We start from the raw sequence: 25,911 nt of genomic DNA, 5'->3' as shown, positions 1-25,911 counted from the left end.
CGTGCCCGACCCGACCGATCCCTCTCACTTTCCACGCCGAAGCAGTACTCGCAAAAACAACCTGTCGTGCCGAATAGTCAACGTTCCACCCATGAGCAACCACCGTCGAACATTTGCCGACGAAATGGTCTCTGGATTCCCCGAAGAGAACCTAGATGCTCCTTAGAAAGGAGGTGATCCAGCCGCACCTTCCGGTACGGCTACCTTGTTACGACTTCGTCCCAATCGCCAGTCCCACCTTCGACAGCTCCCTCCCACAAGGGGTTGGGCCACCGGCTTCGGGTGTTACCGACTTTCGTGACGTGACGGGCGGTGTGTACAAGGCCCGGGAACGTATTCACCGCAGCAATGCTGATCTGCGATTACTAGCAACTCCGACTTCATGGGGTCGAGTTGCAGACCCCAATCCGAACTGAGACCGGCTTTTTGAGATTCGCTCCGCCTCGCGGCATCGCAGCTCATTGTACCGGCCATTGTAGCACGTGTGCAGCCCAAGACATAAGGGGCATGATGACTTGACGTCGTCCCCACCTTCCTCCGAGTTGACCCCGGCAGTCTCCTGTGAGTCCCCATCACCCCGAAGGGCATGCTGGCAACACAGAACAAGGGTTGCGCTCGTTGCGGGACTTAACCCAACATCTCACGACACGAGCTGACGACAGCCATGCACCACCTGTATACCGACCACAAGGGGGGCACCATCTCTGATGCTTTCCGGTATATGTCAAGCCTTGGTAAGGTTCTTCGCGTTGCGTCGAATTAAGCCACATGCTCCGCTGCTTGTGCGGGCCCCCGTCAATTCCTTTGAGTTTTAGCCTTGCGGCCGTACTCCCCAGGCGGGGAACTTAATGCGTTAGCTGCGGCACCGACGACGTGGAATGTCGCCAACACCTAGTTCCCAACGTTTACGGCGTGGACTACCAGGGTATCTAATCCTGTTCGCTCCCCACGCTTTCGCTCCTCAGCGTCAGTAATGGCCCAGAGATCCGCCTTCGCCACCGGTGTTCCTCCTGATATCTGCGCATTTCACCGCTACACCAGGAATTCCGATCTCCCCTACCACACTCTAGCTAGCCCGTATCGAATGCAGACTCGGGGTTAAGCCCCGAGCTTTCACATCCGACGTGACAAGCCGCCTACGAGCTCTTTACGCCCAATAATTCCGGACAACGCTCGCACCCTACGTATTACCGCGGCTGCTGGCACGTAGTTAGCCGGTGCTTCTTCTGCAGGTACCGTCACTTGCGCTTCTTCCCTGCTGAAAGAGGTTTACAACCCGAAGGCCGTCATCCCTCACGCGGCGTCGCTGCATCAGGCTTTCGCCCATTGTGCAATATTCCCCACTGCTGCCTCCCGTAGGAGTCTGGGCCGTGTCTCAGTCCCAGTGTGGCCGGTCGCCCTCTCAGGCCGGCTACCCGTCGTCGCCTTGGTAGGCCATTACCCCACCAACAAGCTGATAGGCCGCGGGCTCATCCTTCACCGCCGGAGCTTTTAACCCCGTCCCATGCAGGACAGAGTGTTATCCGGTATTAGACCCCGTTTCCAGGGCTTGTCCCAGAGTGAAGGGCAGATTGCCCACGTGTTACTCACCCGTTCGCCACTAATCCACCCCGAAGGGCTTCATCGTTCGACTTGCATGTGTTAAGCACGCCGCCAGCGTTCGTCCTGAGCCAGGATCAAACTCTCCATGAATGTTTTCCCGTAATCGGGAGAGCACCATAAAAGAGCGGGACAACCAACCGGAATAGGGCTGGTCATCCACAGCGTCCTCGCTGATGTTGCCTACCCGCCACATGGGCCAGTAGGACTTCAAAGGAACCACCAACCCACCGAAGTGGGCCGGGGTATCAACAAATTTGGCGTTGACTTTTGGCACGCTGTTGAGTTCTCAAGGAACGGACGCTTCCTTCGGTCCCGTTTCACCGGGGCCCTCCGGGCGCTTCCCTTCGTTCTTGCGTTTCCGACTCTATCAGACTCTTTCGTGTCCGATTCCCGGCCGAAGCGGGCCCCCTGCGAAGCAGGAGAATTGTTACTGCGCTTTCCAGTTCTTCGCTTTCGCGCTTTCCCTTTCCAGCGATTCCAACTTTACCAGACTCTTTTCCGTTCCGTTTCCGGTCCGAATGTGATTCCGGTGGCCTGTGGACTGGCCTTTGCCTTTCGGCTGACTCGACTTTATCAGAAGCAATTGAGCCGAAGCTAATCGGGTCAATGCTCGAAAGAGAAGAAGAATCAATCGACTCTCCGGGGATCTCGTCCCCAGCAAGAGCGAGTTTGAACTTTAGCCGTCGCACCCGACCTTGTCTAGTCCGTGCAACCGTTAAAATCTACCTCCCCACGCCGACTGTGTCAACAGTTTTTGCGGGCGAGGAGGACACTAGCAGGTCAGCAGGGGTGCACGCACATCGGCCATCAGGCCGCAGAGGGCAACTCGGCGCTTCGTTCGACGGCTTCAAGATCACCCGTGTCGCCGGCCCTCGCAGCTCGGCCCCCGAGGATGTAGACGTAGGCGAGAAAGGCCAGCTCGGCGGCGATCCCGATGGTGATCCGAGCCCAGGTGGGAAGCCCGGAGGGGGTCACGAAGCCCTCGATGACTCCGGACACGAACAGGACCAGGGCGAGGCCGATGGCCATGCCGATGGCTGCCCGGCCCTGCTGGGCCAAGGCGGAGCGCCTGCTGAGAGGTCCTGGGTCGATCACGGTCCAGCCGAGGCGGAGGCCCGTACCGGCTGCCACGAAGACAGCGGTGAGCTCCAGCAAGCCGTGCGGCAGGACGAGGCCCAGGAACGTGTCGAGGCGGCCGGCCGAGGACATCAGGCCGATGCCGACGGCAAGGTTGAGCACGTTGACGAAGAGGATCCAGATCACCGGTATGCAGAGGAACGCTCCCAGTACCAGGCACATGGCTGCGGCCTGGGCGTTGTTCGTCCAGACCTGGGCCGCGAACGAGGCTGCCGGGTGGCTGGAGTAGTACGTCTCGTACTCCCCGCCGGGGCGGGTCAGGCTGCGCAGGTCCTCGGGGGCGGCGATCGCCGACTGGACCTCGGGGTGGGTGCCGATCCACCAGCCCATGACGGCGGCCAGAAGTACGGAGAGCACCGCCGTGGGGATCCACCAGTGCCGCGACCGGTAGACCGCTGCGGGAAAACCGGCGGTCAGGAATCGTGCGGCGTCGCGCCACGAGCCACGGCGGGTCCCCGTCACCGTGGACCGGGCGCGGGCCACGAGCTGGGTGAGTCGCGCGGTGAGAAGAGGATCCGGGGCGCTGGACTGGATGAGGGAAAGGTGTGTCGCCGTGCGCTGGTAGAGGGCGACGAGTTCGTCCGCCTCGGCACCGGTCAGACCGCGCCCTCGGTGCAGGAGGTGGTCCAGGCGGTCCCACTCGATGCGGTGGGTGGTCACGAAGACGTCGAGATCCATGGTCGGCTGCTGCTCCAGGCATGGTTGCGTACGGGTCCGTACTGCTGCGGCGCGCTGCGGGTCAGCTTGGCAGACTGAGGTTCCGAGGGGCAGGGAAGGGCGGCGAAGGGTGGGCGGCGATGAGTGAGCTCGTGACCGGGGACGCGGTCGTTCTGGGGTTGCAGCCGGCGAGGCTGCCGAGCCGGGCGTTGGCGATCGCCATCGATCTCGCGGTGGTTCTGACGGTCTTTGTTCTGATATCCATCGGTCTCGCTGTCGCGACCGTGGCGCTCGACGAGGCCGCGACCGCGGCCATCGCCGTCGCCACCTTCCTCCTGGTGCTGGTGGGAGGGCCGATCGCCGTGGAGACGCTCAGCCACGGCCGTTCGCTCGGGAAGCTGGCCTGCGGCCTGCGCGTGGTGCGTGACGACGGCGGGCCGATCCGGTTCCGGCACGCGCTCGTGCGGGGTTCGATGGGCGTGGTCGAGATCCTGGGCACGTTCGGTGTCGTGGGATGCATCGCGTCGTTGGTGTCGGCGCGGGGACGGCGGCTGGGGGACGTGTTCGCGGGGACCCTCGTCGTACGTGAGCGGGTGCCCACCGGGCGGGCGGTTGCCGTGCCGCCGCCACCGCCGTGGCTGGTGGGGCGGTTCGCGCAGCTGGATCTGTCCGCCGTGCCGGACGGCCTCTGGCTGGCGATCCGGCAGTACCTCACGCGGATGCACCAGCTCGACCCGGGTGTGGGCGGGTCGATCGCGCAGCGCCTGTCGGACGATCTGGCCGGCCGTACAGGGGTCCCGGTTCCGCTGGGAGTTCCCGCGGCGGCGTATTTGGCGGCGGTCGTGAAAGAGCGGCAGGCGCGGGATGTCCGGCGGGTCATGGCGGCTGCCCGAAGAGGGGCTCAGGGAGCGGGACCGGCACCGGTGCCGACGGGCGCGGTGGGTTCCGGAGGAATCCGGCCCGAATGGCCCCGACCCGGAGGAGCGGTCCGCCCCGTCGATGGTGCGTGGTCCGCCGCAGCACCGGCCCCGTCCGGTGCGTCTCCGGCAGAGGCGCCCGGCGGGCCCCTGCCGAACGGTCTCACCCCGCCTGCCGAGACGACCGGTTTCGCCCCGCCTGCCTAGTGGCTCCGCGGGGAGGGCGGGCTTTCCAGGTGCTCGAGCTCGATACCGGGAGCCGCGAGGACCACGTCCCCGGCGATGTGGACGGTGTGCCGGTCACCCGTGTCGAGCGCGCTGACCTGGTACTCGTCCACGATCAGTGACCCGTTGTCAGTGGCGTGCGCTTCACTCTTCACCAGGGCCCAGGACTGGTCGACGGTACGGGGCGCGAGGACCGGGTCCGTGAAGGTGACCAGGCGGACACGGGTCTCGGGGGAATCGGGGGTGAGGCGCAGGAGTCGTGCCGTGGCGACGAGGAACGCGGGGGACGTGCCGGAGAAGGCGTGGGCGCGGACATTGCCCTCGGTGGCGTGGGTGCCGCTCGGGTCGGTCCGTACCCAGGTGACGCCTTCGAGGGCGGCGCCGCGGATCTGCCAGCTCGCGGCGTGCAGTTGGAGGCGGATGGGGCGGCCGAGCTCGTCCAGGGCCAGGTCGACGGAGCCCAGGTGGTCGCCCGACGGGGCCGTTGTCTGGGAGACGTAGCGCCAGCCGGAGGGGCCGGGGGCGCAGTGGAAGTGCTCTTCGCCGAGGGGGGTGTGGTCGTGGAGGTCGTGGAGCGAATACCGGCCGCGGGGCATGGGGTCCTTCTGGTTCCTCGGGCTGTGCGGGGGCGGTACGGGGCAGGCCCCCGGCACGGGGGTGCGGGGGCCTGCGCTCGTACCTGCTGCTGAGAGTCCGCCGGCCGGTGGCCGGCGGGCCGCTCAGTAGCGGTAGAGGTCGGACTTGTACGGTCCTTCGACCGGGACGCCGATGTAGTCGGCCTGCTCCTGGCGCAGGGTCGTGAGCCTCACGCCCAGTGCGTCGAGGTGCAGTCGGGCGACCTTCTCGTCCAGGTGCTTGGGCAGCACGTAGACATCGGTCGGGTACGCCTCGGGCTTGGTGAACAGCTCGATCTGGGCCAGGGTCTGGTCCGCGAACGAGTTGGACATGACGAACGAGGGGTGACCGGTGGCGTTGCCGAGGTTCAGCAGGCGACCCTCGGACAGCACGATCAGGACCCTGCCGTCGGAGAACGTCCAGGTGTGGACCTGCGGCTTGACCTCGTCCTTGACGATGCCGTCGATCTTCGCCAGGCCGGCCATGTCGATCTCGTTGTCGAAGTGGCCGATGTTCCCGACGATGGCCTGGTGCTTCATCCTGGCCATGTCGCCGGCCATGATGATGTCCTTGTTGCCCGTCGTGGTGATGAAGATGTCCGCGGTCTCCACGACGTCGTCGAGGGTGGCGACCTGGTATCCGTCCATCGCCGCCTGCAGGGCGCAGATCGGGTCGATCTCGGTGATGATCACTCGGGCGCCCTGGCCGCGCAGGGACTCCGCGCAGCCCTTGCCCACGTCGCCGTAGCCGCAGACGACGGCGGTCTTGCCGCCGATCAGGACGTCCGTGGCCCGGTTGATGCCGTCGATCAGCGAGTGGCGGCAGCCGTACTTGTTGTCGAACTTCGACTTGGTGACGGCGTCGTTGACGTTGATCGCCGGGAAGAGGAGGGTGCCGTCGCGGTGCATCTCGTACAGCCGGTGCACACCGGTCGTGGTCTCCTCGGTGACACCGCGGATCTCGGACGCCAGCTGGGTCCACTTCTGCGGGGACTCGCCGAGGGTGCGGTTCAGCAGGGTGAGGATGTACGCGTACTCCTCGCTGTCCGCGGTCGACGGGTCCGGGGCAGCACCCGCCTTCTCGAACTCGACGCCCTTGTGGACGAGGAGGGTGGCGTCACCACCGTCGTCGAGGATCATGTTCGGGCCACCGGTGGGGGTGTTGGGCCAGGTCAGAGCCTGCTCCGTGCACCACCAGTACTCCTCCAGCGTCTCGCCCTTCCAGGCGAAGACGGGCACGCCCGCAGGGGCGTCCGGGGTTCCGTCCGGGCCGACCGCGATGGCGGCGGCCGCGTGGTCCTGGGTGGAGAAGATGTTGCAGGAGGCCCAGCGGACGCCGGCGCCCAGGGCGACGAGGGTCTCGATGAGCACCGCGGTCTGCACCGTCATGTGCAGCGAACCGGTGATGCGGGCACCGGCCAGCGGCTGCGTGGCGGCGTATTCCTTGCGGATCGACATCAGGCCGGGCATCTCGTGCTCGGCGAGGGTGATCTCCTTGCGCCCGAAGGCGGCAAGAGAAAGGTCGGCGACCTTGAAGTCCTGGCGATTGGCGGCCGTCGTCATAACGGGCTGCTCCTCGTGATGGGTCGAGGGTGGGCTGGCTGGCTCTGCGGCGGTGCGGGCACACGAATGCCCGGGTGATCCGCAGTGCAGTCCGTCGGAGGCCCTCTCTCCCTCGGCCGGCCCGCACGTGCGAACCGATCGACCGCCATCAGCAGCGACGTCTGGTACTCCGACGAATCTACACCGAACAGCCCAGTGGGCCCCAGCCCGCCCGGGCATCGGGGGTCCCCCACGGGGCCGTTCGGAGCGATCCGGGCCGGTCCTCGACGGGTCAGCGGCCGGAATCGGCCGGAGAGTCCGGGGCAGTCGGACCATCGGGTCCGGCCGGGTCGACCTGCACCGGGCCGCCGGGTGTCTTGCCCGGGTTGGTGCCGGCCTCGGCGGCTTCCTCGTTGTAGATGTCAGGCTCGAGGTAGATGACGCGGGCGATCGGGACGGCCGCACGGATCCGTGACTCCGCCGCGTTGATGGCGGCCGCGACCTCTGTGGCGGACTCGTCGTGCCGGACCGCGATCTTGGCGGCGACCAGCAGTTCCTCCGGACCGAGGTGGAGCGTGCGCATGTGGATGATGCGGGTGACGGTGTCTCCGTCGACCACCGCGCTCTTGATCTTCTCGACGTCCTCGACTCCGGCCGCCTCACCGAGCAGCAGCGACTTCGTCTCTGCGGCGAGGACGATCGCGATGACGATCAGCAGGATGCCGATGCAGAGCGTGCCGATGCCGTCCCACACACCGTTGCCGGTGCCCAGGGCCAGGCTGACGCCGACGAGGGCCAGGATCAGGCCGACGAGCGCACCGAGGTCCTCGAGGAGGACGACGGGCAGCTCGGGGGCCTTGGCGCGGCGGACGAACTGCGTCCAGGAGAGCTTGCCGCGGGTCAGGTTGGACTCCACGATCGCCGTACGGAAGGAGAAGCTCTCGGCGATGATCGCGAAGACCAGCACGCCGACCGGCCAGTACCAGGCCTCGATCTCGTGCGGGTGCTTGATCTTCTCGTAGCCCTCGTAGATCGCGAACATGCCACCGACCGAGAACAGCACGATGGAGACGAGGAACGCGTAGATGTAGCGCTCGCGCCCGTATCCGAAGGGGTGCTGCGGGGTGGCTTCGCGCTGGGCCTTCTTGCCGCCGAGCAGCAGGAGGCCCTGGTTGCCCGAGTCCGCGAGCGAGTGGACGCTCTCCGCGAGCATCGACGACGAGCCACTGAAGAGGAACGCCACGAATTTGGCCACTGCGATCGCGAGGTTGGCGGCGAGTGCCGCCACGATCGCCTTGGTTCCGCCTGACGCGCTCATGGGTGCGTGGTGTCCCTTCCTCGGTGCTGCGGCACGGGCGCCGCGGTACGGCCGGACATTGTTGCAGCCGCTGATGAGGACGGTACGTCAGACCACCACGGTGGCGCGGAAGAGTGTTCCCGTACCGGACACTTCGACCGGGTCGTCCGCCGGGACGAAGACGGATTCGCCCGGTGCGAGGTCCAGTTCACCGATCCGGGGAGCGCCTGCCGTGCAGAGCAGGATCTGCGGGGTGGCCGCTGTCAGGGCGATCGGTGCTCCACCGGACGACAGGGCGTAGCGCGACAGCCGGAACTCGTCGACCGGCGTCTCGTACAGCTCCTCGCCGGTGGGTGAGGCCTCGGGGCGCAGGATGCCCGGGTCGGTGGCCTCGAAGCGGACGATGCGCAGCAGTTCGGGGACATCGACGTGCTTCGGGGTCAGTCCGCAGCGCAGCACGTTGTCCGAGTTGGCCATGATCTCGACGCCGAGTCCGCCGAGGTAGGCGTGCGGCACGCCCGCGCCGAGGAACAGGGCCTCGCCGGGCTGCAGTTGAACGTAGTTCAGCAGCATGGCCGCGATGACACCCGGGTCGCCGGGGTAGTGATGGGCGATCTGGGCGTACGGGGCGTGGGCGCCGCCGAGCCGGTCGGCGGCCTCGGCCGCCTCGTTGACCGTGTGCGCCATCTCGTCCGGGTCGGCTGTCAGGATCGCCGTGAGTACCTCGCGCAGGGCCGCTTCCTCGGGGCGGGCGTGGAGCAGGTCCACGTACGGCTTGAGGGAGTCGACGCCGAGGGCCGCTATCGCCTCGGCCGCGTCGGCGGGCCTGCGGAAGCCGCACAGCCCGTCGAACGGCGTGAGCGCGCAGATCAGCTCGGGCTTGTGGTTGGCGTCCTTGTACGTACGGTGGGGGGCGTCGATCGGGACGCCCCGGCTCTCCTCGTACGCGTACCCCTGTTGTGCCTGTGAGAGGTCGGGGTGGACCTGGAGGGAGAGCGGCGCTCCTGCCGCGAGCAGTTTCAGCAGGAAGGGCAGGCGGGGGCCGAACGCCGCGACGGCCGCCGGGCCCAGCTCACGCTCGGGGTCGGCTGCGATGACGTCGGTGAGGGGCTGCTCCGTGCCTGAGGGCCGGATGAGGCGGGAGGGCGCTCCGGGGTGCGCTCCCATCCACATCTCGGCCTGCGGTTCGCCGGTGGGGGCGGTGCCGAGCAGCTCGGGGATGGCCGTGGTGGAGCCCCACGCGTAGGGGCGCACGGTGTTGGAGAGCCGGTCCATGGAAGTTTCGTCCTCGTGTGGTGCGCGGGGCGGAGGTGCGGGATGAGGAAGGGGCGAACAAGCGGTGTTTCAGGCCCGGTTGTCCGACGCCAGGGAGAGGTAGACGGCCGCGAAGTCGGTGACGGCGAGGAGCTCCGCGAGGGCTTCGAGCTCGCTGCCCTCCTCGGGTTCGAGCTCACTGATGGCCGTCTCGTGGCTGAGGGCCAGTTCGCGGGCGGCCGGTCCTGCGGTGAGGCCGCCGGTGGGTCGGTCGCGGAGCAGGACGACCCGGGCTCTCATCGCTTCCGGCTCGTCCACCCGGTCCCTGAAGAAGTCGTCGGGGTGGGCTCCGGCGGCGAATGCCCCGGCGAGCAGCCCACCGTGGGAGGGCAGCGCCTCGGGCAGTTCGGCCACGAGGGCCGGGCGTCCGGCGAGTTCGGCCAGTACGGCGGCGAACCGTCGTCCGACGGGGCCTGCGGCGTCGCCCTCCGTCCACAGGAGCGGCAGGCTGTCGGCGAGTTCCGCGGCGAGGGTCTTGGCCGGGTTGCTGTACGTGGCGATGGCCGGTCCGCAGCGCTGGGCGGTGCGGTCGAGGCGGTCGGCGACCTTCTGCAGCGCGTCGGCGGGCGCGTCGAGCAGGCCCACCCGGTCGAGCAGGGCGAGCAGCGGGGTGAGCAGGGCCCAGAGGGTGCCGGGGCCCGCTGCCGAGGTCTCGGCGTCGTACTCGCCGTGCGGGGCGGTGGCCATCGGTACGACGAGTCCGTGGACGCCGTTGACGGCCTCGCGCAGCGGTGACCGGACGGGGGCTACGGCGACGACCGTGCAGCCGCGGCGGTAGGCCTGCTCGGCGAGCAGGGCGAGGCCCGGTTCCGAGCCGTCGGCCGTCGCGATGAGCAGCAGGTCCAGGGAACCGGCCCAGCCGGGCAGCGCCCAGCGCAGGGCTCCTGCGGCGGGTGCGACGCCGGTGGGACGGATCTGGGTGACGGGTGCGGCGGCGCCCGCGAGGGCGCCGATCAGGTCGGCGACCCCCGATGCGGCGGTGCCGGGGCCCGCTACGAGGACGGCGCGCGGCCGGCCTTCGGGGGCCAGTGCGCCGATACCCGCCTCGGCGGCGTGCCGGGCGGCGGTACGGACGCGGGCACCGGCCTCGGCGGCTCCACGGAGCAGACCGCGCCGGTCGGCTCGGGCCAGGGCTTCCGGGGCGTCGAGCAACGACTCGTCGAGCATGGCGGTGGGCCTCCGATCACCGTGCTGATCAGCGTGCGGACTACGCGGGGCGGCGGGCTTCGTCGACCAGGAGGACCGGGATGCCGTCCCGTACCGGGTAGGCGAGGGCGCAGTCCACGCCGGTGCACACCAGCTCGGGGCTGTCGGCTGCCGACCTGTCGTCGAGCGGGGAGTGACAGGCCGGGCAGGCGAGGATCTCCAGAAGGCCGGCTTCGAGCGGCATGGGGTGGGTCCCTTCGAGCATGCGTAACGGTCAGGCGCGGACCTGGTCGGTCCACGGAGCTGGAGCGTCGTCAGCCTACCGCCGGGCCGACAGGGGCGCGGCCCGGCGGGGCCTGCCCGGCGGTGCATCCGGCCGCGAGTGCGGGAAGCCCCCGGGGCCGCCGGTCCGGCCGGACCGGGCCGGATCGCCCATGACCAGCCGGATCAGGAGCCGGCGCGGAGCGGGTCCTGCCGGGCTCGCGGGCCCCGGAGGAGGCGCCTCCCGTCCGGACCATGCCTGCCTCGCGAGGCAGGACCCGAGCGGAAGGCCCTAGGCGCGGACCAGCGCCAGCACCTCGTCGCGTACCGCCGTCATCGTCTTCTCGTCGCGTGCCTCGACGTTCAGGCGCAGCAGCGGTTCGGTGTTGGAGGCGCGGAGGTTGAACCACCAGTCGGCGGTCGTGGCCGTGAGCCCGTCGAGCTCGTCGAGGGTGACGTCGTCGCGGTCCCCGTAGACCGCCTTGATCGCGGCCAGGCGGCCCGCCTGGTCGGTGACGGTGGAGTTGATCTCGCCGGAGCCCGCGTAGCGGTCGTACTGGTCGACGAGACCGGAGAGCGGGCCGTCCTGGCCGCCGAGCGCGGCCAGGACGTGGAGGGCGGCGAGCATGCCCGTGTCGGCGTTCCAGAAGTCGCGGAAGTAGTAGTGCGCGGAGTGCTCGCCGCCGAAGATCGCGCCGTGCTCGGCCATCTCCGCCTTGATGAAGGAGTGGCCCACCCTGGTGCGGACGGGCGTGCCGCCGTTCTCACGGACGACCTCGGGGACCGACCAGGAGGTGATCAGGTTGTGGATGACGGTGCCCGTACCGCCGTTGCGGGCGAGCTCGCGGGCCGCGACCAGGGCCGTGATCGCGGACGGGGAGACACCCTCGCCGCGCTCGTCGACGACGAAGCAGCGGTCCGCGTCGCCGTCGAAGGCGAGGCCGAGGTCGGCGCCCTCGGCAAGGACGCGGGCCTGGAGGTCGACGATGTTCTTCGGGTCGAGCGGGTTGGCCTCGTGGTTGGGGAAGGTTCCGTCCAGCTCGAAGTACATGGGTACGAGGTCGAGCGGGAGGCCCGCGAAGACGGTGGGGACGGTGTGGCCGCCCATGCCGTTGCCCGCGTCCACGACGACCTTGAGCGGGCGGATCCCGGAGAGGTCGACCAGGCCCAGCAGATGCGCGGCGTAGTCGGTGAGGCTGTCGCGTTCGGTGACCGTGCCGGCCGCCGTGGCGGTCGTGGCCGGGGCGCCGTGTTCCGACCACTGCTCGACCAGGGTGCGGATCTCGGTCAGGCCGGTGTCCTGGCCCACGGGCGCGGCACCGGCGCGGCACATCTTGATGCCGTTGTATTGGGCCGGGTTGTGCGAGGCCGTGAACATCGCTCCGGGCAGGTCCAGGGCCCCGGAGGCGTAGTACAGCTGGTCCGTCGAGCAGAGGCCGATCAGGGTCACGTCGGCGCCGCGCGCCGTCGCTCCGCGGGCGAAGGCGGCGGCCAGGCCGGGCGAGGACGGCCGCATGTCGTGGCCGATCACGATCGCGTCCGCGTCGGTGACCTGGACGAAGGCTGCGCCGAACAGTTCGGCCAGCGCTTCGTCCCACTGGTCGGGCACCACTCCGCGCACGTCGTACGCCTTCACGAGCTGCGACAGATCAGCAACCACGGCCGGTCCTCCTAGGGGTCTTTACGGACCGCCCAAACTACCCGGCGCTCCCCCGCCGTCCGTCAGGGGAGCATCCAGCCCAGCACCACCGTGCTCCGCGCCATCACGACGAGGCACATCACCAGCAGCAGGCCGAGGCTCCAGGGCAGGACCTTGCGCAGCAGATCGCCCTCCCTGCCGGCGAGGCCCAGGGCCGCACGGGCGATCGTCAGAGACTGCGGGGGGATCATCTTGCCGAGCACTCCGCCGGAGCTGTCGGCGGCGGCGAGCAGTTCGGACGAGAGCCCTGATTCACGTGCGGCGGACCCCTGGAGGGCGCCGAAGAGGGCGTTCGCGGAGAGGTCGGAGCCGGAGACCGCGACGCCGAACCAACCGAGGACCGGGAGAGGAAGGCGAGTCCGCGCCTGCCGCGGCGACGAACTGGCCGATGGTGGCGGCCTGTCCGGAGAGGTTCATGACGTAGGCGAGGGCGAGCACCGAGGTCACGGTGAGGATCGCGTAGCGCAGTTCGTGCACGGTGGCGGCCCACTCCCGTACCGCCTCGCGCGGCCGTACTCCGAGCACGACGGCGGTGATCAGGGTGGGGGAATGATCGTGTCCGTGACAAGTGTGGGTCAATGCCCCGTGCACGAAGAAAATGCCCGGGCGAGAAAAACTTGAAAGAGGAACCAACTGGGGGGGCGGAACGGTGGGACCGTCAGCTGTCCGGGGACCTCAGGACCCGCAGATGACCCCGGCGCGCGACCTCCACCGGGTCCGCCGCACGCGGCCCGCGGCCACCGCCGTCGCCACCCCGCTCGTGCGGCCTCGCCGCTTCCCGTACCGCGTTGGCGAGCGCTTCGAGATCGTCACCGCTGGGGCGCGTGGGGGCCGAGGGGTCGGCGAGCCTCACGACCTCCCAACCGCGCGGCGCGGTCAGCCGCTCACCGTGCTCGGCGCAGAGGTCGTAGCAGTGGGGCTCGGCATAGGTGGCGAGCGGGCCGAGGACCGCGGTCGAGTCGGCATAGACGTACGTCAGTGTCGCGACGGCGGGACGGCCGCACGCGGTTCGCGAACAGCGACGTACAGGGCTCACGATGTTGGACGGTACCGCACTCTTGAGCGGGCTGCGACGACTCTCCCTGAGGTCACACCACCGTGTCGCCCCACGAGGTCTCCCCCGACGGTCTCCGCACCGCCGCCCTGACCTGCGCGGCGGCCGGGGCGTACCGGCGCCCTCGGTTCCCTTCCGGTCGCCGCAGGAGACACAAGCGGTCACCCGACGGAGGGGCAACGGTCGCAGCAAGGGCCTGATCCGGACTCAACCCTGGCCGGAATGCTCGCGTGTGGACATTGGGCCCACCTGCGGAGCAGCCGTGATCCGTGGATCCTGCGGAGAGTTACGCTGCGTCGGTGATGGACAGTCCCGTACCGCCCCACCCGTCCGAGCCGCGGCCCCGCCGCCGCGACCGTCATGGCCGCGGCATGCGCGGGCCGGTCGCCCCGCCCCAGGTGCCGCTGTCGGTCAGCAGGGGGGAGAGTTTCCGCGATCTGGTCCAGGACTCGGTGGAACGGCTGGAGCGGCGCTGGCCGCAGCTGGCCGATGTCGACTTCCTCGTTCTCGATGTGCCCGGGGATCTGGAGGACACCGTGCCGCTGGGGCGTTCTGTGCCCGCCGTGAAGGGACAGCCCGCGCAGATCGTCGTCTACCGGCGCCCTGTCGAGATCCGCGCCAAGAACCGTGACGAGCGGGCCATGCTGGTGCACGAGGTCGTGGTGGAACAGGTCGCGGAGCTGCTCGGACTCTCACCCGAATCGGTGGACCCGCGCTACGGGCAGGAGTGACGCCCGCCCGCGGCGCGGGCCACCTCAGTCGTCGAGGACCGAGAGGTCCTGCTCCGCCGCGGGCACCTCGACCGTGCCGCCGTCGTCCGGCAGCGTCTGGACGGTGAACATCTGGACGCCGTCCTGCGGGATCGTGAGAGTGCGGGCGGCGTGGACCGGGCCGCCCGATTCCGTCTCGACCGTCAGTGCGTAGCCGCCCTTGAGCCCGGACGGGACCTCCGGGGTCACCTCGAGGGTCGTACCGCCCTTGACCGTGTACGTCTTGACGGTCGGTTCGCCGCCTCCGCTGCCCGCGGACGCCGTCACCTTGACCTTGGCGGTCTCGCCGGGCGCGGTCAGGGAGAGCACCGAACCCTTCGCCCGGTTGTCGGCCACGCTCGCCCGCTCGCCCACCGGGCCCGTCGCCGGAATGTAGGCGATCTCCTGCTCGTCACCGGTGCCCCGCACCACGCGCAGCGCGGCCACGATCGGGGTCGTGGAGCCCTGCGCGGGCGACAGCAGGAGCGATCCGGGCTCCCCCCGCGTGACGTTCTTGAGGTCGACGCCCGCGGTCATCTGCGACTTGATGTGCAGGGTGTCCTTCCCGGCCGGCGCGAACGTCGCGCTCTTCCCCATCAGCTGCACCTTCACATCGGCGTCGTCATCGCCGGGCGCGAAGGCCACCAGCCGTACCGAGGTGGCGTCGGCCGGGATGCCGGGCATCACGAGAGTGGCCGCCGGGTCCTCGGACGCCGCCAGCCAGTCACTGCCCGCCGCGTCGTCCGCGGCCTTGACGACGGCGCCGACACGGCCCTCCCGGGTGGTGACGTGGACCGTCACGTCGTCGACGGCCTCGGTGGTCAGGGTCGAGATCAGCATCGGGACGCTCGACCTCGCCGGAACCGTGATGCCCTCGCCCACATCGGCCTTGAGGGTGCCCTCGGGGCCGTACAGCTCGATGTCGGCGACGGCAGCGGTGTCGTCGGGGTTGGTCAGATGGACGTAGTCCTGCCGCGTCGCCGCGGTGCTCGCGCCGGGGAACCAGAAGTCCGTGTCCGGCCCGGAGCAACTGACGCCGAGAAGACCGCGGGCCCCCCCGGCGAGGTTCGTGGTGGTCTGCTGCGCGGCCCAGCCGGGTGCCAGCTTGCCGGTGGCGGTGCCGATCAGTGCGGGAGCGTCGGAATCGGACGTCTCGGCGGTGGCCGGCTTGCCGGACGCCTTGAGCGTGATGACGGGCTTGTCGGCCGCGGCCTTCTCCTTGGCCGCGTCCTTCTCGCTGTCCTCGTCCTTGTCCTTCTCGCTCTCCTCGTCCTTCTCAGCGTCGGACGGCACGTCCTCCTCCACCGGGAGCGCCACGGACGGCTTCAGCTCGGCGGTGCCGGCCTCGCCGTCGCTCTCGCCCGCCGGGGTGAAGGACGTGTACGTCGTGTCCGACAGGTCGGAGCCGCCGGGCGCGGGGCAGAGCAGACTGGAGCGTTCGACGGGGAGCCTGGCGGCCGCCCCGGCCTCCGGCGTGCCCGCGTCGCCCGGCGCGGTGAACGCGGCGAAGCCGGTGACGGCGGCGAGGGCGACGGTGCCCGCGATGAGGGACAGGGGGGTGGACTTCACTCGGACTCGCCTCGCGATGCGTTGCCGGACGGCCAGGGGCCTTCGCCCGGAGCGGTGTTCTCGTCATGTGCGTCGTACGGGGCGTCTTCGCCCGTGCCCGGTGCCTGGGGCTGCTGCTGGGCATATCCGTACGGGTCGTAGGCGCCCTGCCGGTACGGGTCCGGCTGGTACCGGCCGGTCCCGTACGGGTCGGCCGCCGGGTACTGCTCGCCGTACTGGCCGGTTCCGTAGCCGTTGGCGTCCTGACCGCCCTGGTACTGCTCACCCTGGTACTGCTGGGGCTGGTACCGATCACCCTGGTACTGGCTGTAGTCCGCGCCCTGGTACTGCTGCGCGTCCCACTCCCCGTAGTTCTGCTGCGGGACCGCCGCGTACGTGCCGGTCGCGTCCTGCTCCTCCGGGACCGCCGCATACGGATCGGCGCTCTGCTGCGCCGGGATGTACTCCCCGGGCGCTCCGGCCGGCTCCTGGACGACCGGAGCGGCTGCGGCGTCCTGGCCGTACGGAACCTCGTACGGGGTCTCCGCGCCGTCCTCCCCCGCCGCCGCGGCCTCCGCCTCGGCCGCCGCCCGGAGCCTGCGCGCCCGGCGTCCGTCTCCGGTGAGTGCCTCGGCCCCGGCGGTCACGGCCTCCTCGGGCAGGTCGTCGTCGATCTCCCGGCGGCGGCCCGGCAGTGCCAGGACCAGCAGGACGACGGCGAGCGCCACCTGGGCCCAGATCCAGGCGGTGTGCGTGACGGGGCTGTCGTACGTGAGGTCCAGCCTGCCGCCCTCGGACGGGAGCTCGAAGCCCTGCGCCCAGCCGTCCACGGTCTTGGGGGTCAGCGCACGGCCGTCCAGCGTGGCCTGCCAGCCCGGGTCCGCCGCGTCGGCGATCCGCAGCACCCGCCCTGAGCCGCCCTCAGGAATCCTGGAGTGGGCTTCGACGGAGAGCGAGCCGACCTGCACCTGCGCGGCTTCCTCGCCGCTCGCCCCGGACGACGGGACGATCATGACGCGGGCGACCGGGCGGTCGACGCGCCACAGGGCGCTGCCGTCCAGCTGGCTGAGCCTCTTCAGGCCCGGAGTGGAGTCGAGCACGCGGCTCATCTGCCGCGGCGCCCCGTCCCGCACGAGGACGTAGCGAATCGCGAAGCCGCTCAGCTGACCGCCCTGGTCGGCACCGGAGCCCGCGACCAGGTTGGCGACGACCTTGTCGAGGTGGGCGTTGCTGCCGCCCGCTTCGGTGAGCTCGGCGTCGCCGAGGCGGGCGCCCGAGCCCCGGACCAGGCTGTAGGACACGGCGGCCGGTGACGTACCGCCGAGGACCAGGGTGCGCGGCTGGTCGCTGTTGTTCGTGCTCTCCTCCGCGACGAACTCGGGCACCTGCACCGGGTCCCGGCGCTCCAGCGGTCCGGCCGCGCCGCCGATCATCCAGCCGGCCGCGGCCAGCACGGGCGCGATCCCTGCCGCCAGGGCGATCAGGGCGGCGACCGGCTGACGCCAGCCGAAGCTGAGCGCGGTCACGCGCACGCGGGCGCCGTCGGCACCGAGCAGCGCGGCGGCGATCAGCGCGGTCCCGTAGACGAGGGTGGCCGGGCCCGCCCAGGTGGACCCGTTGGAGAGTCCGGCGAAGAGCAGCCCGACGAGCGCGGCGACCCAGGCGGCACGGATCGCGAACTGCCTCTCCCCGCGCAGCAGGGCCGCCAGCGCGGCCAGCACGATGCCGAGCAGCAGAATGCCGCCCGTGGCCTTGGGGCCACCGGGGCTGATGCCGAGCAGGTCGAGCGCGGACGCCGTTCCCGTACCGATGTCGAGGCCGGCCTCCCTGAGGAAGCCGGACGGGCTGGAGAGCAGTGACAGCGACCAGGGCGCGAGGACCAGCAGCGGAGTGCCGACGGTGGCCAGGAAGCGCAGCCCGTACGCGGTGATGTCGCCCCGGCGCAGGACGAGCACCCCGATGCCGAGGGTCACGGCGAGCGGCCAGACGATCGGGGTGAAGGCCATCGCGAAGGTGATCAGCAGCGTGTACGCCCAGGTGGCACGCCAGCTGCCGCGCGCCGTTCCGTCGTCGCCGCGCAGCCCGTACGCGGCAACGGCCGCGCGGGCGATCAGCGGGAGCAGGACGGCCAGTACGGCGGTGCCGAGGCGGCCGGTGGCCAGTGCTCCGGTGGCGGCGGGCAGGAAGGCGTACGCGATGCTCGCCCAGGCCCGCAGCAGCCGGGACTCGATCAGCGGCCGGGAGGCGAAGTAGGCGGTGAGTCCGGCGAGCGGTACCGAGCAGACCAGCAGCAGGGTCAGTGCGAAGCCGGTGGAGCCGAGGAACAGTGCCGACAGTGCGGCGATCACGGCGAGGTAGGGCGGTGCGGTCTGGGTGCCGCCCGTACCGACCGGGTGCCAGCCGTCCGCGTAGCGCCCCCACAGGTCGGAGAAGTCCGCGGGTGCGGGCAGCAGGGCGCCGCCCACGAGTGCGCCGCCGGCCAGGAGGCTGCGGCAGGCGATGAGCGAGACGAGAAGGAGCAGCGCGAAGAGCACGGGGCCGGGCTTGCGGCCGATCCTCTTGAGCCGCGCGAACTGCTCGATCTCCAGGAAGTCGGCGTCGTCACCGCCGGGCCCGGACTCGACGGCTCCGTGCCGTGAGCCGCCGGAGTCGGCGTCGGTGCGGTTGCCGAAGTTGCCCGCGACCTGTTCGACGGTCGCGCGGACGGTGGCGCCGGGCGGCGGGAAGAGCGCACGCAGTTCGGCGGGGTCCACGGCCCCCCTGCCGCGTGCGCGGCGTGCCGAGAAGATCCGCCCGGGGCGCAGCAGGGTGCCGAAGAGTCCGGCGACCTCGTCGAGCGCCTGCCCGGGGACCTTTCCGACGAGGTAGGCGAGGGTGCGGAGCAGGGTGCCGAGAACGAGACGGAGCAGGGCCCAGGGCAGCTGCTTGCCGCGGGCGTTGACGAGCATCGCGTAGACCGCGCCCGCCTTGTCGACGCGGTGCGGGCTCGAGACGGAGCGTCCGGCGCAGTCGATGGGGCGGCGTTCCCTGGCGGAGGCCTCGGCGTGCCGAAGGATCGCGTCGGGCGCGACGAGTACCCGGTGGCCGGCCATGTGGGCCCGCCAGCACAGGTCGAGGTCGTCACGCATGAGCGGAAGTCTGCGGTCGAAGCCGCCGAGCTCCTCCCAGACGTCACGGCGGATGAGCATGCCCGCGGAGGAGACGGAGAGCACGGTACGGACCTGGTCGTGCTGACCCTGGTCCTGCTCGCGCCGGTCGAGTCCGGTCCAGCGGCGTCCGCTGTTCGCGATGGAGACGCCGACCTCGAGCAGCTGCTTGCGGTCGTACCAGCCGCGCAGCTTGGGTCCGACGATCGCGGCGTGCCTGTCGTTGTCGACGACGCGCAGCATCTCGGCGAGGGCGTCCGGCTCGGGTGCGCTGTCGTCGTGCAGCAGCCAGAGCCACTGGAGGGGTTCGCCGTGCGGGAGCTCCGGCATGTCGTACGCGTCGTCGCGCCAGGTCCGGCTGACCGGGTCCCAGCCGCTGGGGCGCTTGAGGTACGGAAGGTCGTCGGGGGTGAGGACGCCGGCCGTGCGGCTGGCCTCGTCGACGGCCGTGCCGAAGTTCGTACGGCGCGCGAGGTGCAGGACGCGTTCGCCGCCCAGTGCCTCGGTGACCAGCCGCGCGGAGTCGTCGGCGCTTCCGGTGTCGGCGGCGACGACGTTCTGTACGGGGCGCTCCTGCCCGAGCAGTCCGGCGAGCACATCGGGCAGCCAGCGTGCGCCGTCGTGGGAGACGAGCACGGCGGTGACGACGTGCCGGGGGAACTCTGGGGCGGCGGCGACCGCGTTCGGCGCCGCCGAGGTGCTGTGCACGGACATCGAGGTACGGGCCTCCGGCCGGGTCCGGAGGGGGATCCCCCCGGGGGCTGCATCGGTGTACACGCGCGCCCCGGCGGGGCGTTGGCGCGTCTCTCGGACGGGGCCCCACACTAACGGTACGGGTGTGCGCCCCGTGCCGAGCGGTTCGACGGCGGGAATCGGAGGCGTCCGGACATGCCGGTGGCCCGTGGTTCCCACCCTGTGCGCAGGGTGGGAACCACGGGCCACCGGCATGCGTGGTCTGTGGTGGTGCAGCTCAGATGGCAGCCTTCTTGAGGCGTCGCCGCTCCCGCTCGGAGAGGCCGCCCCAGATACCGAACCGTTCGTCGTTGTTGAGGGCGTACTCGAGGCATTCGGAACGGACTTCGCAGGCGAGACAGACCTTCTTCGCCTCGCGGGTGGATCCACCCTTCTCGGGAAAGAAGGACTCGGGGTCTGTCTGGGCGCACAGTGCGCGCTCCTGCCAGCCGAGTTCCTCGTCCGCGTCCTCGACCAGCAGTTGCTGGAACAGCTCGGTCATGTGCGCCCCTCGTCTGTCTCTTGCGTCCCCGTGATGCAGCCGTTACCGATGCGGCCGAACGACACGAGTGAAATTACAAGTGTGTAGCTCCGGGCCAGTCAAGCGAAGATCTGCTATTGGCCCTGGTATTCACTCTGCGGAACCAAGCCTATGCGGAAAGTGTTTAAATCACCAAAAACCTGACATATGCCATCGACCCGACTCCGCGCCTCTTCTCACCGAGTGAGACGACCGAGGTTGCTCCGATGTTGCGATTCGATCACCGAAGGGATCAAGATCACAGTCGGGTCACGGATGCTCAACCGCGTTTACTCATGCGGTTGATGCGCCACCTTGCCTCTCCCGCAACTGCCAAAACCTTTCTCCACCCACTGCAACCGGATGGGGTGAAACATTGCCGCCAATTCGGGCATTGGGTTGACAGAAGGACGAGCAAGCCGGTCTCCTTGACTGCATGCCAGCGACCACAGCCATGTACTCGACCCACGTCCGTGGGTTCCGTACGGCTGTCCAGGCCCGCTGTTGCTGTTCCAGCTGTTCCAGCTGTCACAGCTGTTGAAGCCCTGAGCTCCAGCTCTGATCCAGCTCTCTTTCCCCGCTTTCGGGTCCCCGCGACACCCCCCGCACATGCACCCCATGCCGAGGAACCACCGCACCCATGAACAGCAGCGACAGCGACCTCTCGATCGCCGGCGACATCCTCGAGGTCCAGCACCTCCTCCAGCCGGCCCGCACCCACCCCTCCACCGTGGCCGAGTTCGTCGGCCTGGCCCGCTCCCTCGCCGCGGACCGGTCCCGCTGGGCGCACCTCGTCCGGTACGACACCACCACCCGCTGGTACCACCGGCTGCAGAGCGTTCCCCCGGCCACCGGCTCCGACACGGCGGGGGAGACCCCGCCCGGCTACGAGGTGTGGCTGCTGAGCTGGGTTCCCGGCCAGGGCAGCGGGCTCCACGACCACGGCCTGTCCTCGGGTGTGCTCACCGTCCTGGAAGGCGAACTGACCGAGCGCACGGAGCGCGGGATGCGGACGCTCGGCGCCGGCGCACAGCGCGTCTTCGCGCCCGGGTACGTCCACGAGGTCGTCAACGACTCGCTCGAGCCGGCCGTCAGCCTGCACATCTACTACCCGGGCCTGACCGACATGCCGATGCACACCGCGCGGTGCGCCCCGGCCGCCCTGGACGCCGTACCCGCCTGACGGCAACGTCCCGACCACCCCCACGGGGACCGGGTCCCGCCTGACAGACTGGTCCTCATGCGCATTGTGGTTCTGGCCGGCGGTATCGGTGGTGCTCGTTTCCTGCGTGGCCTCAAACAGGCCGCCCCTGACGCGGACATCACGGTGATCGGCAACACCGGCGACGACATCCATCTGTTCGGGCTGAAGGTCTGCCCCGACCTGGACACCGTGATGTACACCCTCGGCGGTGGCATCAACGAGGAGCAGGGCTGGGGGCGTGCGGACGAGAGTTTCCAGGTCAAGGAAGAACTCGCGGCGTACGGCGTGGGACCCGAGTGGTTCGGGCTGGGCGACCGCGACTTCGCGACCCACATCGTCCGTACACAGATGCTCGGCGCGGGCTATCCGCTGAGCGCGGTCACCGAGGCGCTCTGTGCGCGCTGGAAGCCGGGGGTCCGGCTGATCCCGATGTCCGACGACCGCGTCGAGACGCACGTGGCCGTCGACGTCGACGGCGAGAGCAGGGCCATCCACTTCCAGGAGTACTGGGTGAAGCTGCGCGCCTCCGTGACGGCGCAGGCGATCGTGCCGGTCGGCGCCGAGCAGGCCAAGCCCGCGCCGGGAGTGCTCGAAGCGATCGCCGAGGCCGACGTCATCGTCTTCCCGCCGTCCAATCCCGTCGTCTCGGTGGGCACCATCCTGGCCGTGCCCGGGATCCGCGAAGCGATCGCCGAGGCCGGGGTGCCGGTCGTCGGCCTCTCCCCCATCGTCGGTGACGCACCCGTGCGCGGCATGGCCGACAAGGTGCTGGCCGCGGTGGGCGTCGAAGCGACGGCCTCGGCCGTCGCACAGCACTACGGCTCGGGGCTGCTCGACGGCTGGCTCGTCGACACCGTGGACGCCGGGTCCGTGGCCGAGGTCGAGGGGGCCGGGATCCGCTGCCGCGCCGTGCCGTTGATGATGACGGACGTGGACGCGACCGCCGAGATGGCGCGGCAGGCGCTGACACTCGCCGAGGAGGTACGGGCGTGAACCGCGGACCTGCCGGGGCCCCCTCGTACCGGGTGTGGGCGCTGCCGGGGATGCCCGAGGTGCGGGCGGGCGACGACATCGCCAAGCTGATCGCCACCACGGACCCGGGGCTCGTGGACGGCGACGTCCTGCTCGTCACATCGAAGATCGTCTCCAAGGCGGAGGGCCGGATCGTCGAGGCGGCCGACCGCGAGGCGGCGATCGACGCCGAGACCGTCCGCGTGGTCGCCCGGCGCGGAACGCTGCGGATCGTGGAGAACCGGCAGGGCCTCGTCATGGCCGCGGCCGGCGTCGACGCGTCCAACACCCCCACCGGCACCGTACTGCTGCTCCCCGAGGACCCGGACGCTTCCGCACGGGCGATCCGGGACGGGCTGCGCGACACGCTCGGGGTCGAGGTCGGAGTCGTCGTCACGGACACCTTCGGGCGGCCCTGGCGCAACGGCCTGACGGACGTCGCGATCGGGGCGGCCGGGGTCAGGGTGCTGGACGATCTCCGGGGCGGCACGGACGCGTACGGCAATCCGTTGAGCGCGACCGTGGTCGCCACGGCCGACGAGCTGGCCTCGGCCGGTGACCTGGTGAAGGGCAAGGCGTCGGGGCTGCCGGTCGCGGTGGTGCGCGGGCTGGCCCATGTGACGGCCACGGCGGACGCCGGGGGCGGTGCCCGGGCCATGGTGCGGGTCGCTGCCGACGACATGTTCCGGCTGGGAACGTCCGAAGCGGTACGTGAGGCGCTGCATCTGCGTCGCACGGTGCGGGAGTTCACGGACGAGCCGGTGGACCCGGGAGCCGTACGGCGTGCGGTCGCGGCGGCGGTGACGGCCCCGGCCCCGCATCACACGACGCCGTGGCGGTTCGTCCTGCTGGAGTCGGCGGACTCACGGACCCGGCTGCTCGACGCGATGCGCGACGCGTGGATCGCGGACCTGCGCCGGGACGGCCGGAGCGAGGCGTCGATCGCCAAGCGGGTGCGGCGGGGCGACGTCCTGCGCAACGCGCCGTATCTGGCGGTGCCGTGCCTGGTGATGGACGGCTCACACACCTACGGGGACGAGCGCAGGGACGCCGCGGAGCGCGAGATGTTCGTGGTCGCGGCCGGCGCCGGCGTCCAGAACTTCCTGGTGGCGCTGGCCGGTGAGCGGCTCGGCTCGGCGTGGGTGTCCTCGACGATGTTCTGCCGGGACGTGGTGCGCGAGGTGCTGGACCTTCCGGACTCGTGGGATCCGCTGGGCGCGGTGGCCGTGGGCCACGCGGCGGGTGCCCCACGTGAGCGGGGCCCGCGCGACGTCGAGGAGTTCGTCGCGGTGAGGTGAGGCGGACAGGGGTCTCCCCGCCCGTCACGGGCTCTCACAGGCGGGCGATGTCGCCCGGTGTCATGCGCGGGGCCCGCCGGGCCGGGGTGCGGCCCGACAGCATGATCAGGCGCGTCGCCCGGTGCCGCTGGCCCGCGTACGGAGCCAGGAGGGCCAGCATCTCCTCGTCGTCGGCGTTCCTGTTGCCCGCCAGGGCATGGCCGACGATGCCCGGGAGGTGGAGGTCGCCGACCGTGACCGCGTCGGCAGCGCCGTTCGAGCGCTGCAGGGTCTCCGCCGCGGTCCAGGGACCGATGCCCGGGATCAGCTCCAGACGGGCCATGGCCTCGGGGAGCTCCATGGCGGCGGCTTCCTCCATCCTGCGGGCCGCCCGGACGGCCCTCAGGATCGTCGAGGAGCGCTTGGCGTCGACGCCCGCACGGTGCCATTCCCAGGACGGGATCAGGGACCAGGTCCTGGCGTCCGGCATGACGTACAGGCCGTGGGCGCCGAACAGCCCGTCCTGGGGGCCGGGCGCCGGGGTGCCGTAGCGGCGGACCAGCAGGCGCCAGGCGCGGTAGGCCTCGTCGGTGGTGACCTTCTGTTCGAGGATCGACGGAATCAGGGACTCCATCACCAGACCGGTGCGCAGCAGGCGCAGACCGGGCCGGCTGTGGTGGGTCGCGGCGACCAGCCGGTGGCGCGGGCGGAAGGCGTCCGGGTCGTCCCCCTCGCCGAGCAGCGCCGGCAGCCGGTCCAGGAGCCACTGCGCGCCTGGGCCCCAGGCCGCCGCCTCGATCCGGCCGTCCCGGGCGGCGACCCGGAGGGTGCCGGGACCGGCGGGTGTGCGAGCGGCCCGCCAGAACGAACCGTCGGACAGGGCCCGGTACGTGGGGTCCACGGGGCCCCGCCGCAGGGGGCTCAGGACCAGCCGCAGATCGAGCGGACCCGGCGGGGTCCAGGTCCGGTCCAAGGGCGGGGCGGACGTGCCCGTCGCCGCAGGCATCTGGTGGGGCACGGCGGTGGTGCGGGGTACGAAGCGTCCTGCCACGGATGAGGTCCTCGGTCGTCGGTTGCCTTCGAGGGTACGGCCGACGGAACGGAACCTACTCGTCGGAGGAGAAACGGACCGAGGCGTTCGGAAGGACGGCACCGCACCAGACGCGGACCCCGTCGCGCAGTTCGTTGTCGGCTCCGACCTGTGCGCCGTCCCCGACCACCGCGCCGACGAGCACCGTACGGCTGCCGATCCTGGCGCCTGCCCCGACCAGCGAGTCGGTGATCACGGCCCCCGGTTCGACGACCGCGTCCGCAAGGACGGTGGAGCCCGAGATCCTCGCGCCCGCGCCGATCAGCGCGCCCTCGCCGATGACCGTACCGCCGGTGAGTTTGGCGTCGGCGGCCACGGATGCGGTGGGCAGCACCAGGCGGTCCCCGCAGCGGCCCGGCACCGCCGGGGACGGGGCGCGGCCCAGGACCAGGTCGGCCGAGCCGCGTACGAACGCCTGCGGGGTGCCGAGGTCCAGCCAGTAGGTGGAGTCGACCATGCCCTGGAGATGGGCACCGGAGGCGAGGAGTCCGGGGAAGGTCTCACGTTCCACCGAGACCGGCCGGCCGGCCGGGATGGTGTCGATGACCGACCTGCGGAAGATGTACGCGCCCGCGTTGATCTGGTCGGTGACTATCTCCTCGGGCGTCTGCGGCTTCTCGAGGAAGGCCGTCACCCTGCCCGTGGCGTCCGTCGGTACGAGACCGAAGGCGCGCGGGTCCTCCACCCTCGTGAGGTGCAGGGAGACGTCCGCTCCCGACGTGGCGTGCGACGTGACCAGGGCCCGGATGTCGAGACCGGTGAGGATGTCCCCGTTGAAGATGAGGACGGGCTCGTCCGGGCCGGAGGCCAGCCGCGACGCCACGTTGCGGATGGCTCCGCCCGTACCGAGCGGCTCGTGCTCGGTGACGTACTCGATGGAGAGGCCGAGCGACGAACCGTCACCGAAGTACGGTTCGAACACCTCCGCCAGGTAGGACGTCGCGAGCACGATGTGCTCCACCCCGGCCGCCCGTGCACGCGCCAGCTGGTGCGTGAGGAACGGGACCCCCGCCGCCGGAACCATCGGCTTCGGGGTGTGCACCGTGAGCGGACGCAGCCGGGTGCCCTTGCCTCCTACCAGGAGGATCGCTTCTCTTGCCTCTGTCACAGCACCGTCTCTGCTTCCTGCTGGGGCCGGCCTCGTATCGGCTGGCCAGTGTATGCAGACC

General features: G+C 70.3%; 19 protein-coding genes, 1 rRNA gene and 1 pseudogene. 5 read left to right on the top strand and 16 right to left on the bottom strand.

What is annotated here, in order from left to right:
• Positions 1–166: 166 nt before the first annotated feature.
• Both OG844_RS31015 and OG844_RS31010 read right to left on the bottom strand, forming a co-directional pair.
• A 16S ribosomal RNA gene (locus tag OG844_RS31015) occupies positions 167–1,692 on the bottom strand.
• Positions 1,693–2,409: 717 nt separating this feature from the next.
• Positions 2,410–3,417, bottom strand: a complete 1,008-nt coding sequence (locus OG844_RS31010) for a stage II sporulation protein M (protein ID WP_406394729.1) — start codon at positions 3,415–3,417, stop codon at positions 2,410–2,412.
• Positions 3,418–3,536: 119 nt separating this feature from the next.
• On the opposite strand from OG844_RS31010, the gene OG844_RS31005 reads away from it, so the two are divergent.
• On the top strand, positions 3,537–4,520 hold the full coding sequence (locus tag OG844_RS31005) for an RDD family protein (RefSeq protein WP_406394728.1): 984 nt from the start codon (positions 3,537–3,539) through the stop codon (positions 4,518–4,520).
• On the opposite strand, the gene OG844_RS31000 is transcribed toward OG844_RS31005, so the two are convergent.
• From OG844_RS31000 to OG844_RS30960, 9 genes and pseudogenes are all read right to left on the bottom strand, one after another.
• Positions 4,517–5,134, bottom strand: a complete 618-nt coding sequence (locus tag OG844_RS31000) for a hypothetical protein (protein ID WP_351178369.1) — start codon at positions 5,132–5,134, stop codon at positions 4,517–4,519. The genes OG844_RS31005 and OG844_RS31000 overlap by 4 nt on opposite strands.
• Before the next feature lie 123 nt (positions 5,135–5,257).
• Positions 5,258–6,715 carry an adenosylhomocysteinase gene (gene ahcY, locus OG844_RS30995; protein WP_406394727.1) on the bottom strand — a complete coding sequence of 486 codons (1,458 nt, stop codon included), beginning with the start codon at positions 6,713–6,715 and terminating at the stop codon, positions 5,258–5,260.
• 271 nt (positions 6,716–6,986) lie between these two features.
• Positions 6,987–8,012 carry a cation diffusion facilitator family transporter gene (locus OG844_RS30990; protein ID WP_406394725.1) on the bottom strand — a complete coding sequence of 342 codons (1,026 nt, stop codon included), beginning with the start codon at positions 8,010–8,012 and terminating at the stop codon, positions 6,987–6,989.
• An 87-nt stretch (positions 8,013–8,099) separates the two neighbouring features.
• Positions 8,100–9,266, bottom strand: a complete 1,167-nt coding sequence (manA, locus tag OG844_RS30985; RefSeq protein WP_406394723.1) for a mannose-6-phosphate isomerase, class I — start codon at positions 9,264–9,266, stop codon at positions 8,100–8,102.
• A 69-nt stretch (positions 9,267–9,335) separates the two neighbouring features.
• On the bottom strand, positions 9,336–10,472 hold the full coding sequence (locus OG844_RS30980; protein ID WP_406394721.1) for an SIS domain-containing protein: 1,137 nt from the start codon (positions 10,470–10,472) through the stop codon (positions 9,336–9,338).
• A gap of 40 nt (positions 10,473–10,512) precedes the next feature.
• A complete protein-coding gene (locus OG844_RS30975) occupies positions 10,513–10,695 on the bottom strand; it encodes a Trm112 family protein (RefSeq protein ID WP_351178384.1) in 183 nt (60 codons plus the stop codon).
• A gap of 309 nt (positions 10,696–11,004) precedes the next feature.
• Positions 11,005–12,372 (bottom strand): phosphomannomutase/phosphoglucomutase, encoded by a 1,368-nt coding sequence (locus OG844_RS30970; protein ID WP_406394719.1) that lies wholly within the window; start codon positions 12,370–12,372, stop codon positions 11,005–11,007.
• A 62-nt stretch (positions 12,373–12,434) separates the two neighbouring features.
• Positions 12,435–12,951 (bottom strand): annotated as a pseudogene (locus OG844_RS30965) (L-lactate permease); the annotation flags it as partial.
• A gap of 118 nt (positions 12,952–13,069) precedes the next feature.
• Complete coding sequence (locus tag OG844_RS30960) at positions 13,070–13,447, bottom strand: DUF3499 domain-containing protein (RefSeq protein ID WP_406394718.1); 378 nt, start codon at positions 13,445–13,447, stop codon at positions 13,070–13,072.
• Between the two features lie 320 nt (positions 13,448–13,767).
• Between OG844_RS30960 and OG844_RS30955 the strand changes: the two genes are divergently transcribed.
• Positions 13,768–14,196, top strand: a complete 429-nt coding sequence (locus OG844_RS30955) for a metallopeptidase family protein (protein ID WP_351178402.1) — start codon at positions 13,768–13,770, stop codon at positions 14,194–14,196.
• A 24-nt stretch (positions 14,197–14,220) separates the two neighbouring features.
• On the opposite strand, the gene OG844_RS30950 is transcribed toward OG844_RS30955, so the two are convergent.
• From OG844_RS30950 to OG844_RS30940, 3 genes are all read right to left on the bottom strand, one after another.
• Entirely contained in the window at positions 14,221–15,783 is a 1,563-nt protein-coding gene (locus OG844_RS30950) for a DUF5719 family protein (RefSeq protein WP_406394716.1), read from the bottom strand.
• Entirely contained in the window at positions 15,780–19,622 is a 3,843-nt protein-coding gene (locus OG844_RS30945) for a glycosyltransferase family 2 protein (RefSeq protein WP_406394714.1), read from the bottom strand. Before OG844_RS30945 ends, OG844_RS30950 begins: the two co-directional genes overlap by 4 nt.
• Positions 19,623–19,878: 256 nt before the next feature.
• Positions 19,879–20,142 carry a WhiB family transcriptional regulator gene (locus OG844_RS30940; protein ID WP_031093859.1) on the bottom strand — a complete coding sequence of 88 codons (264 nt, stop codon included), beginning with the start codon at positions 20,140–20,142 and terminating at the stop codon, positions 19,879–19,881.
• A 658-nt stretch (positions 20,143–20,800) separates the two neighbouring features.
• On the opposite strand from OG844_RS30940, the gene OG844_RS30935 reads away from it, so the two are divergent.
• From OG844_RS30935 to OG844_RS30925, 3 genes are read left to right on the top strand one after another with little or no spacing between them, the layout of a single operon-like run.
• Positions 20,801–21,343, top strand: coding sequence for a cysteine dioxygenase (locus tag OG844_RS30935; protein ID WP_406394713.1), 543 nt, complete (start codon positions 20,801–20,803; stop codon positions 21,341–21,343).
• Between the two features lie 57 nt (positions 21,344–21,400).
• Positions 21,401–22,357 carry a 2-phospho-L-lactate transferase gene (gene cofD, locus OG844_RS30930; protein ID WP_406394712.1) on the top strand — a complete coding sequence of 319 codons (957 nt, stop codon included), beginning with the start codon at positions 21,401–21,403 and terminating at the stop codon, positions 22,355–22,357.
• A gap of 50 nt (positions 22,358–22,407) precedes the next feature.
• Positions 22,408–23,673, top strand: coding sequence for a coenzyme F420-0:L-glutamate ligase (locus tag OG844_RS30925; protein ID WP_406396333.1), 1,266 nt, complete (start codon positions 22,408–22,410; stop codon positions 23,671–23,673).
• 34 nt (positions 23,674–23,707) lie between these two features.
• Here OG844_RS30925 and OG844_RS30920 read toward each other — a convergent pair whose 3' ends face one another.
• Both OG844_RS30920 and OG844_RS30915 read right to left on the bottom strand, forming a co-directional pair.
• Entirely contained in the window at positions 23,708–24,703 is a 996-nt protein-coding gene (locus tag OG844_RS30920; RefSeq protein WP_406394711.1) for a DNA-3-methyladenine glycosylase family protein, read from the bottom strand.
• Positions 24,704–24,758: 55 nt separating this feature from the next.
• Positions 24,759–25,850, bottom strand: coding sequence for a sugar phosphate nucleotidyltransferase (locus OG844_RS30915; protein WP_406394710.1), 1,092 nt, complete (start codon positions 25,848–25,850; stop codon positions 24,759–24,761).
• Between the last annotated feature and the right edge of the window lie 61 nt (positions 25,851–25,911).

Source organism: Streptomyces sp. NBC_00887 (genome assembly GCF_045207585.1).
Note: the sequence above shows the minus strand (reverse complement) of the source record. Positions and strands in the feature narration are given on the sequence as shown.

Coding starts and splice junctions, on each gene's coding strand:
- OG844_RS31010 (WP_406394729.1), bottom strand. CDS start 3,417: ATGGATCTCGACGTCTTCGTGACCACCCACCGCATCGAGTGGGACCGC.
- OG844_RS31005 (WP_406394728.1), top strand. CDS start 3,537: ATGAGTGAGCTCGTGACCGGGGACGCGGTCGTTCTGGGGTTGCAGCCG.
- OG844_RS31000 (WP_351178369.1), bottom strand. CDS start 5,134: ATGCCCCGCGGCCGGTATTCGCTCCACGACCTCCACGACCACACCCCC.
- ahcY (WP_406394727.1), bottom strand. CDS start 6,715: ATGACGACGGCCGCCAATCGCCAGGACTTCAAGGTCGCCGACCTTTCT.
- OG844_RS30990 (WP_406394725.1), bottom strand. CDS start 8,012: ATGAGCGCGTCAGGCGGAACCAAGGCGATCGTGGCGGCACTCGCCGCC.
- manA (WP_406394723.1), bottom strand. CDS start 9,266: ATGGACCGGCTCTCCAACACCGTGCGCCCCTACGCGTGGGGCTCCACC.
- OG844_RS30980 (WP_406394721.1), bottom strand. CDS start 10,472: ATGCTCGACGAGTCGTTGCTCGACGCCCCGGAAGCCCTGGCCCGAGCC.
- OG844_RS30975 (WP_351178384.1), bottom strand. CDS start 10,695: ATGCCGCTCGAAGCCGGCCTTCTGGAGATCCTCGCCTGCCCGGCCTGT.
- OG844_RS30955 (WP_351178402.1), top strand. CDS start 13,768: ATGGACAGTCCCGTACCGCCCCACCCGTCCGAGCCGCGGCCCCGCCGC.
- OG844_RS30945 (WP_406394714.1), bottom strand. CDS start 19,622: ATGTCCGTGCACAGCACCTCGGCGGCGCCGAACGCGGTCGCCGCCGCC.
- OG844_RS30940 (WP_031093859.1), bottom strand. CDS start 20,142: ATGACCGAGCTGTTCCAGCAACTGCTGGTCGAGGACGCGGACGAGGAA.
- OG844_RS30935 (WP_406394713.1), top strand. CDS start 20,801: ATGAACAGCAGCGACAGCGACCTCTCGATCGCCGGCGACATCCTCGAG.
- cofD (WP_406394712.1), top strand. CDS start 21,401: ATGCGCATTGTGGTTCTGGCCGGCGGTATCGGTGGTGCTCGTTTCCTG.
- OG844_RS30925 (WP_406396333.1), top strand. CDS start 22,408: ATGCCCGAGGTGCGGGCGGGCGACGACATCGCCAAGCTGATCGCCACC.